The organism is Tersicoccus mangrovi (genome assembly GCF_036881825.1).
In the GTDB taxonomy this organism is placed as follows: Bacteria; Actinomycetota; Actinomycetes; order Actinomycetales; family Micrococcaceae; genus Tersicoccus; species Tersicoccus mangrovi.
This window is the reverse complement of the sequence record NZ_JBAJMW010000002.1, coordinates 405797-419033: the sequence shown is the minus strand read 5'-3', so window position 1 is coordinate 419033 and position 13237 is coordinate 405797. Positions and strand designations below refer to the sequence as shown.

At 71.5% G+C, this 13237-nt stretch carries 12 protein-coding genes; 2 read left to right on the top strand and 10 right to left on the bottom strand.

Annotated elements, in window-relative coordinates; all coding sequences use genetic code 11:
• Window positions 1–4: 4 nt before the first annotated feature.
• Window positions 5–1735, bottom strand: coding sequence for a dihydroxyacetone kinase family protein (locus V6N00_RS05750; RefSeq protein ID WP_334231112.1), 1731 nt, complete (start codon window positions 1733–1735; stop codon window positions 5–7).
• A gap of 90 nt (window positions 1736–1825) precedes the next feature.
• The gene (locus tag V6N00_RS05745; protein ID WP_334231111.1) at window positions 1826–2395 is read right to left on the bottom strand and encodes a DUF421 domain-containing protein; all 570 of its coding nucleotides are present in this window, start codon (window positions 2393–2395) and stop codon (window positions 1826–1828) included.
• Between the two features lie 80 nt (window positions 2396–2475).
• On the opposite strand from V6N00_RS05745, the gene V6N00_RS05740 reads away from it, so the two are divergent.
• Window positions 2476–3261: an alpha/beta fold hydrolase gene (locus V6N00_RS05740; protein ID WP_334231110.1), complete on the top strand. Its 786-nt coding sequence runs from the start codon at window positions 2476–2478 to the stop codon at window positions 3259–3261.
• A 50-nt stretch (window positions 3262–3311) separates the two neighbouring features.
• Here the strand turns inward: V6N00_RS05740 and V6N00_RS05735 are convergent, their stop codons facing one another.
• From V6N00_RS05735 to V6N00_RS05700, 8 genes are all read right to left on the bottom strand, one after another.
• Window positions 3312–4127, bottom strand: coding sequence for an HpcH/HpaI aldolase family protein (locus V6N00_RS05735; RefSeq protein ID WP_334231109.1), 816 nt, complete (start codon window positions 4125–4127; stop codon window positions 3312–3314).
• Complete coding sequence (locus tag V6N00_RS05730) at window positions 4112–4912, bottom strand: 2-keto-4-pentenoate hydratase (RefSeq protein WP_334231108.1); 801 nt, start codon at window positions 4910–4912, stop codon at window positions 4112–4114. The genes V6N00_RS05735 and V6N00_RS05730 overlap by 16 nt, the downstream gene beginning before the upstream one ends.
• Window positions 4912–6105 (bottom strand): 3,4-dihydroxyphenylacetate 2,3-dioxygenase, encoded by a 1194-nt coding sequence (hpaD, locus tag V6N00_RS05725; protein ID WP_334231107.1) that lies wholly within the window; start codon window positions 6103–6105, stop codon window positions 4912–4914. The genes V6N00_RS05730 and hpaD overlap by 1 nt, the downstream gene beginning before the upstream one ends.
• Before the next feature lie 51 nt (window positions 6106–6156).
• On the bottom strand, window positions 6157–7686 hold the full coding sequence (gene hpaE, locus V6N00_RS05720; protein WP_334231106.1) for a 5-carboxymethyl-2-hydroxymuconate semialdehyde dehydrogenase: 1530 nt from the start codon (window positions 7684–7686) through the stop codon (window positions 6157–6159).
• Window positions 7687–7753: 67 nt separating this feature from the next.
• Window positions 7754–8437 (bottom strand): GntR family transcriptional regulator, encoded by a 684-nt coding sequence (locus V6N00_RS05715; RefSeq protein ID WP_334231105.1) that lies wholly within the window; start codon window positions 8435–8437, stop codon window positions 7754–7756.
• Window positions 8438–8442: 5 nt separating this feature from the next.
• The gene (locus V6N00_RS05710; RefSeq protein ID WP_334231104.1) at window positions 8443–9999 is read right to left on the bottom strand and encodes a fumarylacetoacetate hydrolase family protein; all 1557 of its coding nucleotides are present in this window, start codon (window positions 9997–9999) and stop codon (window positions 8443–8445) included.
• Window positions 10000–10162: 163 nt separating this feature from the next.
• A complete protein-coding gene (locus V6N00_RS05705) occupies window positions 10163–11014 on the bottom strand; it encodes an alpha/beta fold hydrolase (protein ID WP_334231103.1) in 852 nt (283 codons plus the stop codon).
• Window positions 11011–12294 carry a YihY/virulence factor BrkB family protein gene (locus V6N00_RS05700; RefSeq protein ID WP_334231102.1) on the bottom strand — a complete coding sequence of 428 codons (1284 nt, stop codon included), beginning with the start codon at window positions 12292–12294 and terminating at the stop codon, window positions 11011–11013. The genes V6N00_RS05705 and V6N00_RS05700 overlap by 4 nt, the downstream gene beginning before the upstream one ends.
• 114 nt (window positions 12295–12408) lie before the next feature.
• Here V6N00_RS05700 and V6N00_RS05695 point away from each other — a divergent pair, with 114 nt between their 5' ends.
• A complete protein-coding gene (locus V6N00_RS05695; protein ID WP_334231101.1) occupies window positions 12409–13215 on the top strand; it encodes a transglutaminase-like domain-containing protein in 807 nt (268 codons plus the stop codon).
• The last annotated feature ends 22 nt before the right edge of the window (window positions 13216–13237 follow it).

Genomic DNA, 13237 nt, shown 5'->3' with positions numbered 1-13237 from the left:
TGGATCAGGACCGGCGGTGCCGGTCCGCGACGGTCGTGGCGATCAGGGCGAGGGAGACGGCGCCGGGGTCGGCGGTGCCGCGGGACTTCTCGCCATGGGAGCGGGCGCGGCCCTTGTGGGGCAGCAGGTCCGCGGTCTCGTCGGCCGCGCGACTCGCGGCCTCGGCGGCGGTCGTGAACGCCGCGGCCGGGTCCTTGCCGGCCGAGACGGCCTCGGCGAAGGTGGCGGCGAGGGGGACGAGGGCGTCGACCATGGTCTTGTCCCCGACGTCGGACCGCCCGTGCTCCTTGACGGCGTCCGAGGCCGCGGTCAGGGCGTCGGCCAGGGTGGCGCCCGAGGGCGTCTCGTCGTCGCCGACGCGCTCGCCGAGCGCGCGCAGCAGCACGCCCCACAGGGCGCCGGAGGTACCGCCGGCGTGGTCGGCCCACGCGTCGGCGACGTTCGTCAGCAAGGTGCCGGCACCGGCGCCGAGCTCGACGACGGTCGCGGCCTCGTCCGCGGCGGCGCGGGCCCCGCGCTGCATGCCGATGCCGTGGTCGCCGTCGCCGGCGATCGCGTCGAGCCGGCCGAGTTCGTCGGCGTGCTCGTCGACGACGTCGCGCACGGCCACGAGCAGGTCCGCGATCACGTGGGCGGCCTCACGGGAGGCGTCGGAGGCCGGGCCGATCGTGCGCTCGGGCTCCACGTCCGCGTCGGGGTCCAGCGCGGTCAGGGCCGCGGTGTCGACGGCGCCCGAACGCCATGCCGGGGTGTCGGCCGGGGCGGACCACAGCTGCTCCAGCTCGTCGTCGAGCCAGAGCAGCGTCAGGGAGACGCCGGCCATGTCGAAGCTCGTGCAGAACTCGCCGACCTGCGGGTCGACGAGCGTCAGCCCCCGCTCCTCGGCCAGGTCGGCGAGGCGGGCGTAGACGACGAACAGCTCCTCGGCCTTGACGGAGCCGAGCCCGTTGAGCACGGGCACGACGCGGGCGCCCTGCGCGGTCACCCCGTCCGGGATCTCGGCGTCGTCGAGCAGGCATTCGACGAACAGCTCGGCCAGGCCGGCCGCGGTGGGGATGTCGGTCTCGTCGAGCCCCGGCTCGCCGTGAATACCCAGGCCCACGGCCATCCGGCCCTCGGGGACGGAGAACAGGGGCTCTTCCGCGCCGGGCAGGGTGCAGCCCGAGAAGGCCACGCCCATCGACCGGGTGCGCTCGTTCGCCAGCCGGGCGACGCGCTCGACGCCGTCGATGTCGTCCCCCCGGGCGGCCGCGGCGCCGGCCAGCTTGAACACGGTCAGGTCGCCGGCGATGCCACGGCGACCGGCCTGGTCGTCGGCCGGTGCGGAGAAGATGTCGTCGGTCACGGTGACCGTGCGGCAGTCGATGCCGTCAGCGCGCAGGGCCTCCTGCGCCTCGTCGAAGTGCAGGACGTCGCCCGCGTAGTTGCCGTAGCTGAGCAGGACGCCGCGGCCGCGCTCGCTGGCGCGCACGACGGACTCGACCTGGTGGGCCGACGGGGAGGCGAAGAGGTTGCCCATCGCGGCACCGTGGGCGAGGCCCGGCCCGACGAGCCCCGCGAAGGCGGGGTAGTGGCCGCTGCCGCCGCCGATCACGACGGCGACCTCCGGCTCGGGCCCGGCGGTGGAGCGGGCGACGCCGCCGTAGACCTGCCGGACATAGCGGCCGTTCGCGCGCACGAAACCCACGACCATCTCGTCCGCGAAGTCGCTGGGGTCGTTCCAGAGCCGGGTCATGGGTCCTCGCCTTCGAGTCCGTCCAACAGAGCCAATATCCTATAGGATATTGGGTCGATCGCCGGAGGTAAAGGGGTGGACACCTCCGGGTCAGCGGGTGGCGAGGAGCGACTCGAGCCGGTCCAGCTGAGCCCTGCGGGCCTCGACGTCCGCCTTCGTCGCCGATCGTTCAGCGGGCTTGAGGGTGAGCAGGAGGCGACCGGACGGATCGAGCTGCCCGTCGGCGATGTCGGCGATGTCGTCGGCGTGCTGCAGGCGGACGGCGTGATCCAGTTCGCTGCGCCGGATACCGAGCCGACGCGTGGAGGACGCATCGACGGACCCGTCCTCGATGACCGTGGTCGACGATCCGTCGAGCAGCCGCGCCACCCGCGGGTGACGCTCGACGGCCAGGTTGATGACCCGGTTGACGCCGCTGTTCAGGGCCACCAGCACGACCGCGCCGAGCACGCCGCCCACGAGGCTGTAGTCGGGACCGATGATCGCGTTCTGCACGACGTTGGAGAGCAGGAACAACACCACGAAGTCGAGCGTGTTCATGGCGGCCATGCCGCGTTTGCCCGTGATCCGGAACAGCACGATGATCACGAGGTAGACGAGCACGGTCCGGAGGATCTTCTCGACGATCGGAACCTGTTCGATCAGCAGGGACTGACACATGGATGCTCCCGAGGGGTCGGTGCGGATGATGTCGTGACCCAGTGTCGCCGAGGCGGCGCGCGGCCCGTTAGCGTGACGGGGTGAGCACGACCGTGAATCCCGCCGACGGCACCGTCATCGCCTACGACGTCTCCGGGGAGGGGCCCGCCGTCGTGCTCCTGCACGGTTCGGCCCTGTCGAAGGCGATCTGGCGCGGGTTCGGCTACGTCAAGGCCCTCGCCGGCTACACCGTGGTGCGGATCGACCTGCGCGGGCACGGCCGCAGTGCCAAGCCCGCGGACGTGGAGGCGTACCGGATGCCGCGCCACGTGGGCGACGTGCTCGCGGTCCTCGACGCCGAGGGCATCGACGCGGCGCACTGGGTGGGCTACTCGCTGGGGGCGCGGACGGCGTTCGCCGTGGCGGCCGAGCGGCCGGAGCGGGCGCTCACCCTGACGACGCTCGGCGGCTCTCACCGCCCGCAGGCCGGGCAGGTCGAGACGCTGTTCTACCCCGGGTACCTCGACGCGCTGCGCACGGGCCGGATCGAGACCTTCGTCGAGGGGTTCGAGGGGGCGGCCGGCACGCTGCACCCGGCCACCCGGCAGGCGTTCCTCGCCAACGACGCCTCGGCCCTCGCGGCCTGCTTCACCGGCACCGAGGAGGACCCGGGCCTGCCCGAGTCCGTCCTGCGCACCCTCAGCCTTCCGGCGCTGCTGATGGCGGGCACGCGGGACGTACAGCGCCTCGCGGACGCCCACCGGGCGGCCGAGCTGATGCCGAACGCCCGGGTGGCCGAGCTGGCCGGCCGCACGCACGGCACCACGCTGGTCCCGGCCGGGCCCGTGCTGGACGAGCTGCTGCCGTTCCTGGCCGCCGCGTCCTGAGACCGGCCGTCTGACGGCGTCCGTCATGACGCCGTCAGACGATCAGCGTGTCAGCCCAGCACGCCGGCGAGCCCCTCGCTGCCGCGGGCGAGCAGCGTGACGTCCGAGCCGACGGAGACGAACGCGACGCCGCCCTCGGTGTAGGCGCGGGCGCGTTCGGGGTTGAAGGCGTTGATGCCCACGGGCTTGCCGGCGGCGCGTCCGGCGGCCACGCACCGCTCGACGGCGGCGAGCACGTCGGGGTGCTCCTGCTGGCCGAGCAGCCCGAGCGAGGCGGCCAGGTCCGAGGGGCCGAGGAAGATCGCGTCCACCCCGTCCACGGCGAGGATCTGCTCGACGTTCTCCACGGCCGTGCCGGTCTCGATCTGCACGGTCAGGCTCACGGTGTTCGACGCACGGGCGAGGTAGTCCGGGATCCGCCCCCAGCGTGAGGACCGGCCCAGCGCCGCACCCACGCCGCGCATGCCCGCGCCGGAGTTGCCGCCGGTGCCGGCAGCACCGGCGGTCCCGGGATACCGGATCGCCGCCACCGCGGCAGCCGCGGCCTCGGCGGTGTCGACCATCGGCACCAGCAGGTTCTGCGCCCCGGCGTCGAGGTACTGCTTGATCTGCACGGGGTCGTTCCACGGCACCCGGACCATGGAGACGACGTCGTACGCGGCCACGGCCTGCAGCTGCGCGAGCGTCGAGGTCAGCGTGTTGGGCCCGTGCTCGACGTCGACCAGCAGCCAGTCCACGCCCGAGCCGGCGCAGATCTCCGCCACGAGCGCCGAGCCCGAGCACACCCACATGCCCACGAGGGGCCGGTCGGCGGCGGCCAGCGCGGCGGCCAGGGTCGGCCGCGGTTCCTCTACACGAATCGGCATGTCACGGTCCCCAGTTCTCGGTAGTCGGCGAACACGGCGTCGCCCTGGTACACCCACATCGGCCGGGTGAAGGAGCCGGCCAGGATGAGGTCCCCGGCCCGCAGTCGCTGCCCGTGGGCGGCGAGCTTGGTGGCCAGCCAGACGACGCCGGACGCCGGGTGGCCCAGCACGCCGGCCGCGACGCCGGTCTCCTCGATCCCGGCGTTGCGGTACAGCAGCGCGGACACCCAGCGCAGGTCCACGGTATCGACCTTGACCGGGCGTCCGCCGATCACCATGGCCCCCATCGCGGCGTTGTCCGCGATGGTGTCCACGATCGTGCGCCCGCTCATCTCGATCCGGGAGTCGAGGATCTCCAGCGCCGGGACGACGTACTCGGTCGCGGCGAGCACGTCGAAGATCGTGACCGGCGGCGCGGCGGGGTCGTCGCTGCCGAGGTCCCGTCCCAGCCGGAACGCCAGCTCGACCTCGACCCGGGGGTGGGTGTACCGGTCCCACGGGATCTCGACACCGCTGTCCAGCACCATGTCGTCGTGGATGACGCCGTAGTCCGGCTCGGTGATGCCGGTGGCGTCCTGCATCGCCTTCGACGTGAGCCCGATCTTGCGGCCCACGACCGTCCGGCCGCCCTCCTGCAGGCGGGAGGACCACAGCTGCTGGACGGCGTACGAGTCCTCCACCTCCATCTCGGGGTAGCGGGTGTGCAGCAGCGGCACCGGGGTGCGGGTGCGGCCGGCCTCGACCAGTTCGTCGGCGATCGCGGCGATCGTCGTCGGTTCCAGCATCAGAGCTGGCTCCCGAGCTTGAAGCCCTTGGCGGCCTCGCCGCGGTAGCTGCCGTCGTCGTCGCCGGCGCGGGTGTAGGAGAACCCGTCGGCGCCGATGGTCACGTCCATCTCGGAGGGGTCCTCCCGGTCCACGACCGGCTTCGGGTTGCCGTCCAGGTCGAGGACGAGGGACGCCTCGGTGTACCAGGACGGCACGACGGGGTTGCCCCACCAGTCGCGGCGCTGGTTGTCGTGCACGTCCCAGCGCACCACCGGGTTGTCGGGGTCGCCGGTGTAGTAGTCCTGGGTGTAGATCTCCACGCGGTGTCCGTCCGGGTCGAGGACGTAGAGGTAGAAGGCGTTCGAGACGCCGTGCCGGCCCGGGCCGCGCTCGATCCGGTCCGACATCCGCAGCGCGCCCATCTTGTCGCAGATGTAGATGATGTTGTGCTTCTCGTGGGTGGCGAAGGCGACGTGGTGCATGCGGGGGCCGTTGCCACCGGTCATGGCCGTGTCGTGGACGGTGGGCTTGCGCCGCATCCACGCCGCGTACTCGATGCCTTCGGCGTCGGAGATATCCTCGGTGATCCGGAAGCCGAGATCCTCCATGTACCGGCAGGCGCGCGGCACGTCGGGGGTCACCTGGTTGAAGTGGTCCAGCCGCACGAGCGCCCCGGCGCCGTACAGGTCGTAGCGCCATGCGAGCCGCTCGACGTGCTCCACCTCGTGGAAGAACTCGTAGGGGAAGCCCAGCGGGTCCTCGACCCGCACGCTGTCGCCGATGCCCTTGACGAAGCCGTCCTTCCGGCGTTCCGTGCGGCAGCCGAGCTCCTGGTACCAGGCCTCGGCCCGGTCCACGTCCTCGGGCGTGCGGACCCGGTAGGAGAAGGCGGCGACGGCGGCGACCGGACCCTGCCGCAGCACGAGGTTGTGGTGGATGAACTCCTCCATCGTGCGCAGGTAGATCGCGGTCTCGTCCTCCTCGGTCACGATCAGGCCGAGCAGGTCGACGTAGAACGCGCGGGAGGCGGCCAGGTCGGTGACCACCAGCTCCATGGAGGCGCAGCGCAGGATGTCCGGCGCGGGAGCCGTCGGGGTCGGGATGGGGTTGGTGACGGTCGGCCGGACGACGTCGTCCTGCTCGACGACGGCCGGGCTGGTGCTCGGGCTCGTGTTCGAAGGGCCGGTCGCGGTGTTCGGGGTGGTGCTCATGGTCTTCTCCTCATCGAGAGAGCGGTCGAGAACAGGGTGGGGAGTGGTGGCTCAGGCGTCGTCGACGGCGGCAGCGTCCTCGGCCTTGCCGAACACCGGGTTGTGCACCTCGCCGAGGTTGATGTGGACGGCCTGCTGGTCGGTGTAGAAGTCGATGGAGCGGTAGCCGCCCTCGTGGCCCAGGCCCGACGCCTTGACCCCGCCGAACGGGGTGCGCAGGTCGCGGACGTTGTTCGAGTTCAGCCAGACCATGCCGGCCTCGACGTCCTGCGAGAAGTTGTGCGCCCGCTTCAGGTCGTTGGTCCAGATGTAGGCGGCCAGGCCGTACTTCGTGTTGTTCGCCAGCGCGAGGGCCTCCTCGTCCGTGTCGAACGGGGTGATGGCGACGACGGGGCCGAAGATCTCCTCCTGGAAGATCCGGGCGTCCGGGGCGACGTCGGCGAAGACGGTCGGGGCGATGAAGTTACCTGAAGGGAAGCCGTCGGGGCGGCCGCCGCCGGCGGTCAGCCGCGCCTCCGTCTTGCCGATCTCGACGTAGGACATGACCTTCTCGAAGTGCTCCGGGTGCACCAGGGCACCGACCTCGGTCGACGTGTCGTGCGGGTAGCCGACCTTGACGCGGCGGGCCTGGGCGGAGTAGCGCTCCACGAACTCGTCGTAGATGCTCCGCTCGACCAGGATCCGGGAGCCGGCGGTGCAGCGCTCGCCGTTGAGGGAGAAGACGCCGAAGATGGTGGCGTCGATCGCGGCGTCGAGGTCCGCGTCGGCGAAGACGACGGCGGGGGACTTGCCGCCCAGTTCCATCGACAGGCCCTTCAGGTTCGGGGCGGCGTTGGCGAAGATGATCTGCCCGGTGCGGGACTCGCCGGTGAAGGAGATCAGCGGGACGTCGGGGTGCTTGACGAGCGAGTCGCCGGCGAAGCCCTCCTCGCCGAAGCCGTGCACGATGTTGAACACGCCCGCCGGCAGGCCGGCCTCCTCGAAGATGCCCGGCCACAGGGACGCGGACAGCGGGGTGAACTCGGCCGGCTTGAGCACCACGGTGTTGCCGGTGGCCAGCGCCGGGCCCAGCTTCCAGGACTCGAGCATGAACGGCGTGTTCCACGGCGTGATCAGGCCGGCGACGCCGATCGGCTTGCGGTTGACGTAGTTGGCCTGGCGGCCGGGCACCTTGAAGGCGTCGTCGTGCTGGGCGACGATCAGGTCCGCGAAGAAGCGGAAGTTCTCGGCCGCGCGGCGGGCCTGGCCGAGGGCCTGGGTGATCGGCAGGCCGGTGTCGAAGCACTCCATCTCGGCCAGCTCCTGGCCGCGGGTCTCGACGATGTCGGCGATCCGGTGCAGGACGCGGGAGCGCTCCCGGGGCAGCATGCCCGGCCACGGCCCGTTCTCGAAGGCTTCCTTGGCGGCGGCGACCGCGGCGTCGACGTCGGCGACCTTGCCGGACGCGGCCTTCAGGTACGGCTCGTTGGTGACGGGATCGAGCACGTCGAAGGTGTCCCCGTCGATCGAGTCGACGTGCGCACCGCCGATGTAGTGCTGCAGGAGGGTGGGGAGGTTGTCGGGCTTGGCGTGGGTGGTCACGGGTCTCTCCTTCGGAAGGACGGGTCGGGGAGTCGAGGTGTGGTGGCGGGGCTGGCGGGGATGGTTCTCAGGTGGCCGCGTGGGCGAGGTAGGCCTCGAGGGTGGCGAGGCGGTGCCGGCGGGCGATCCGCTCGATCTCGACGACGTCGTCGCCGGCCTCGAGGGCGTCGAGCAGGGTGTCGTGTTCGTCCACGGATCGCGCCGCCCGGCCGGGCACGTAGGCGAACGTCGAGGAGCGCAGGGCGCCGAGCCGATTCCAGCCGCGGTGCACCAGGTCCAGGACGTGCGGGTTGGGGCAGTTCTCGAACAGGATGGCGTGGAACTTCAGGTTCAGCTCGGTGAAGGTGCGGGGGTCGAAGTCGGCCAGCCGGGCGCGCATCTGCCGGTTGACCTCGCGGGCCCGGGCGATGTCCGCCGGCGTCACCAGCGGCGCGCACAGCGCGGTGGCGTACCCCTCGACCAGGGCGAGCGTCTGCATCGTGTACAGGTACTCGGTCGGGTCGATGCCGGTGACGGTCGCGCCGACGTTGCGTTCGAAGGTGATCAGCCGCTCGGACTCGAGCCGCCGGATCGCCTCCCGGACGGGCACGACGCTCATGTCCAGTTCGTCGGCGAGCCGGGAGAGCACGAGCCGGTAGCCGGGCCCGTAGCTGCCCGAGCGGATCTTCTCGAGCACGTACTGGTAGGCGGTCTCGGACTTGCTCGCGCGTTCGGTCGTGTCGTTCTCGGTGTTCTTCTCCGTGGTGGTCACGACGCTCAGAGCTCCCGCGGGTGCTCGGCGGCCCACGCGTCGTACTTCCCTCGCCAGGCGGCGTTCAGCGGGAAGAGCCCGTCGACGGGGTGGCCGGCTTCGACCTGCGCGTAGATGAACTCCTCCTCGTGCTCCTGCGCCAGGCTCTCCTCGACGAGTTCCTCGGCCAGAGCCGGCGGGATGACGAGGATGCCGTCGGCGTCGGCGACGATGATGTCCCCGGGCACCACGGTGGTCCCGCCGCAGGCGACGGCGACGTCGGTGTCCCACGGCACGTGCTTGCGGCCGAGCACCGCGGGGTGGGCGGTGGCGTAGAAGGTCGGCATGGCCAGCTCGGCGACGACGGCCGCATCCCGGACCCCGCCGTCGGTGATGATGGCGGCGGCGCCGGCCACCTGGGCGCGCAGGGCGAGGATGTCCCCGAGGGTCCCGGCGCCCTTCTCGCCGCGGGCCTCCATGACGAGGACGTCGCCCGCGTGCAGGTCGTCCACGATGCGCTTCTGCGCGTTGTAGCCGCCGCCGTGCTCGGCGAACAGGTCCTCGCGGTTGGGCACGTAGCGCAGCGTGCGGGCCAGGCCGACCACCTTCGCGCCGTCGCGGGTACAGTGCAGCCCGTCGATGGAGACGTTGTTCAGGCCACGCTTGCGCAGCTGGGAGCTCAGCGTCGCGGTGGCGACGGCCTCGAGCTTGCGGCGCAGGTCGGGGGGAAGGACGGACGCCGTGGTCTCCGGCGTTTCCGGCTTCGCCGGGGTGGGCGTCTCCGGTGCGGTGTGCACCGGCGCGGCAGGCGCGGCCGCAGCGCCGGCCGACCCGGACCGCCAGGCTTCCTCGTCGCCCCAGGCCTCGATCCGCTGGTCGTCGGTGACGGTCGGCGTGATGCCGTACGCGGGGTTGGCCGGCACGGTGCCCTCGGTGACGCGGCTGGCCAGCCGGCCGGAGCGCAGGCCTCCGTCGATCGTGCTGACCTCGACCTCGACGACGTCGCCGGGCTGGGCGACGGAGGAGCCGGCGGGCGTGCCGGTGAGGATGACGTCGCCGGGCTGCAGGGTGATCCACTGGCTCAGGTCCGCGATCAGCCGGCCGAAGTCGAAGAGGAGAGTGTCGGTCGTGTCGTCCTGGACGACGGTGCCGTTGACCCAGGTGCGCACGCGCAGCCCCGCGGGATCGACCTCACGCGCCGGAATGAGTGCCGGGCCGAGCGGCGTGAAGCCCGCGCCGCCCTTGTTCCTCAGGTTGGAGCCCTTGTCCGCGGTCCGCATGTCGTACAGGCCCCAGTCGTTGGCCGCGGTGACCCAGGAGACGGCCGCCCAGCCCTGCTCGGGCGTCGCCCGGTAGGTGCGCGTGCCGATCATGAGCGCGACCTCGCCCTCGTAGGCCAGCAGTTCCGTGCCTGCCGGGCGCTGCACCTCGGCGCCCGAGCGTGCCAAGGACGACGTCGGCTTGAGGAAGTAGGAGGGGTGCTCCGGGGTGCGGCCGCGCTGGGCGGCCCGCGACGGGTAGTTCAGGTGCACCGCGATCACACTGCCGATGTCCTGCAGCACCTGATCGGTGACGTCGTGCATCCGTTCCTCCTCGCACACGGCCGACCCGGATCAAATCGAATTGGATCAGCGATGAAATCGTATACGATCCAGTGTGGGCATGACGGGCGCCACTGTCAACCCCTGCTGGAGCCGGAGGCGGTGAGGGAATCGAGGTGGACCGGGCGGAGCAGCTGGGAAGGCGTCAGGCCAGGAACGCGAGGGCCGCGTCCTTGAGACCGCGGCTCGTGACGGCCGAGAGGTGATCCCGCCCGGGGACGAGGACCGTCTCGGGTGAGCCGCCGGCAGCCTCGAGCAAGGCCACGAGGTCGCCCATCCCCGCCGCGAGCTCGTCGTTCTCCCCGGCGGCGAGCAGCACCGGCTGTCGCGGCACCATCGTCTCCGGGTGGAAGGGCTCGCGCTGGGCGGCGCGGATGAAGGTGAGGATCGGGTCCATGGCGTTGCCGGCCGCCCGGGCCATCGAGAGGAACATGCGGGTCTCGTCGTGCTCGACGTCGGCGCCGGACTCCAGATGGGCGCGGGCGCTCTCCAGGTCGAAGGCGACGAAGCGGTCGTTCGCCGCGGCACCGCCGAGCACGACCCGCCGGACGAGTTCCGGCTGCGCGGCCGCCAGCTCCCAGGACAATCGTGCGCCGAAGGAGTAGCCGATGAGGTCGACACCGCCGCCGTCGGGCCCGATCGGGACGACGCCCTCCTGCGCGAGGATCTGCAGCAGGTCCGCGCGGATGCGCGAGGGCAGGCAGTCCTCGACGGTGGCGGGCCCCGAGCGGCCGTGCCCGGGCAGGTCGACGGTCAGGACGGTACGCCCGGCGCGGGTCAGCTCCCGCACCCAGCCCGGCCGCACCCAGTTCAGGTCCGTCGAGGAGGCGAAGCCGTGGATCAGCAGCACCGGGGCAGCGTCGGTCACCTCACCCGGCGCGGGGGAGAACCGCTCGACGTGCAGCTCCGCGTCGACTCCCTCGACCAGTTCGTGGTCGAGGGAGTCGGTGCGCGGAGCGCCCGGCGTGGCGGATCGGTCGTCGACCGGGTCGCTCACACGTCCTCGCGGCGGGTGCCGTACTGGTGGCTGCCGGGCTGGTTCTTCAGCACGGCCTCGGGCACGACCGTCGCGCCCGTCCGGTCGCCGTCCTTGTCCTTGGTCCCGTGCTTGTCCTGCGTGTCGCTCGCGTTCCTCGAGTCGCGGCCGTCGCGCCCGTGCTCGTCCCGGCCGCCGTTGCGGCCCGCTGAGGACGCCGCGCCCGCGGTGCCGTTCTGTTCGCTCTCCACACGCAACTCCCTGCCCTGCTCGACGAGGCTCTCGACCTTCTCGTGCTGCTTGTCGGACTGCTTGGTGTCCCGCGGCGGCAGCTGGATGGACTCCTCGGCCGCGATACCGGCCTGCAGCTGCCGGGCGCGGGTGAGCTCGGCGTCGAACTCCGCCCCGAACAGCAGGGAGATGTTCGCGATCCAGATCCACAGCAGGAAGATGATGACGCCCGCGATCGAGCCGTACGTCTTGTTGTAGTTGCCGAAGTTGCCGACGTAGAACGCGAAGAGGATGGTCGCGACGATCAGCACGACGATGGCGATGACGGCACCGGCGGAGATCCACCGGAACTTCGGCTGCCGCACGTTCGGGGTCGCCCAGTACAGCACCGCGACGGCCACGATGACGAAGACGAGCATCACCGGGATCTTGACGATGTTCCACACCGTGACCGCGGTGTCACCGAGGCCGATGAACTCGCCGATGCGCTGCGCGATGGGGCCGGAGACGACGAGCATCAGGCCGGTGGCGGCGATCAGCAGGACCATCACCAGGGTCACGAGCAGCATCACCGGGCGCAGCTTCCAGATCGGCCGCCCCTCGTCCACCTCGTAGATGCGGTTCATCGCCCGGCCGAAGCCGCCGACGTAGCCCGACGCCGACCAGAGGGCGCCGAGGATACCGATGACCAGCGTGATGCCCGCACCGGTCGAGCTCGCCAGTTCCTTGATCACCGGCCCGATGGTGTCCAGCGCCTTGCCGCCGATGGGCTTGAGCAGGTCCAGGACGGCATTGGTCGTCGCGTCGGCCTGGCCGACGACGCCGAGGATGGACACGAGGGCCAGGATGGCCGGGAACAGCGACAGGACGGCGAAGTACGTCAGACCCGCTGCCAGGTCGGTGCACTTGTCCTTGCCGAACTCGCTGACCGTGCGCTTGAACACGTAGCCCCACGAGGGCTTGGAGATGTCCGTGGGGGAGTCCGGCATACGCTCGTCCTCGGGGGACGGCGCGTCGGCCTTTCCCCGCGCGGTGTGCGCGTCGTCGGCGGTCGGAGTGGTGGTCGTCATGGTCGCTCCTGGTCCGTCGGGGGAGACCGCGCGACCGCGATCGCCCGGCAGTGAGATCGTGGTCTCAGGCTAGTACACACTGATCACCCTGCTGACGACCTAGACGGAGGATCCATGCAACGCGAGGTGTCCGCTCACATCACCGGCCGTGTCGGGGAGGGCACGCGACTGGTGTTCGCCGTCGCCGCCGTCGACAACCCCGGCTACGACCACTTCGACGAGGAGCTGGCGATCACGGTCGACGGCCACCCCGCCGAGGTCACCGAGATCCGCGAGAGCCACGGTGGGCGCCTGCACGCCGTGACGGCGTTGACGACGGGCGAGGTGGTGCTGGACTACCGGGCGACGATCGGCGGCCGCTCGACCGTCGACACGGTGCGTGACCTCGAGCTGATCGAGTACCTGCGACCGAGCCGGTACTGCGAGTCGGACACGCTGATGCCCACCGCGTGGGCGGAGTTCGCGCAGCTTCGTGGCACCGAGCTGCTCGACGCCGTCACGCGCTTCGTGCACCGGGAGCTGGCCTACGTCTCCGGCTCCAGCCGCGCGACCGACGGCGCCGTCTCGACCCTGTTGATGCGCCGCGGGGTGTGCCGGGACTTCGCGCACCTGGCGGTGGCGCTGCTGCGGGCCAAGAACGTGCCCGCCCGGCTCGTGGCGGTGTACGCGCCGGGCCTGACGCCGATGGACTTCCACGCCGTGGCCGAGGCGTATCTCGACGGGTCCTGGTACCTGCTCGACCCGACGCGGATGTCGCAGCGACACCAGGTGGTGCGGATCTCGACCGGCCGGGACGCCGCGGACACGGCGTTCCTCACCGCGATCGACGGGCCCTTCACCTTCGGGGACCTGGCCGTGACGGCGACCGCGGAGGGGGACTGGCCCGCGGACAGCGGCGCGCCCGACGTCGTCCTCGGCTGACCGGTATCTGCCCCAGCCAGTG

Bases quoted from the DNA above. Each gene is read 5' to 3' on its own strand.
- V6N00_RS05700 (WP_334231102.1), bottom strand. From the start codon at position 12,294: ATGACGACCACCACTCCGACCGCCGACGACGCGCACACCGCGCGGGGA.
- V6N00_RS05730 (WP_334231108.1), bottom strand. From the start codon at position 4,912: ATGCTGGAACCGACGACGATCGCCGCGATCGCCGACGAACTGGTCGAG.
- V6N00_RS05695 (WP_334231101.1), top strand. From the start codon at position 12,409: ATGCAACGCGAGGTGTCCGCTCACATCACCGGCCGTGTCGGGGAGGGC.
- hpaD (WP_334231107.1), bottom strand. From the start codon at position 6,105: ATGAGCACCACCCCGAACACCGCGACCGGCCCTTCGAACACGAGCCCG.
- V6N00_RS05750 (WP_334231112.1), bottom strand. From the start codon at position 1,735: ATGACCCGGCTCTGGAACGACCCCAGCGACTTCGCGGACGAGATGGTC.
- V6N00_RS05710 (WP_334231104.1), bottom strand. From the start codon at position 9,999: ATGCACGACGTCACCGATCAGGTGCTGCAGGACATCGGCAGTGTGATC.
- V6N00_RS05735 (WP_334231109.1), bottom strand. From the start codon at position 4,127: ATGCCGATTCGTGTAGAGGAACCGCGGCCGACCCTGGCCGCCGCGCTG.
- V6N00_RS05745 (WP_334231111.1), bottom strand. From the start codon at position 2,395: ATGTGTCAGTCCCTGCTGATCGAACAGGTTCCGATCGTCGAGAAGATC.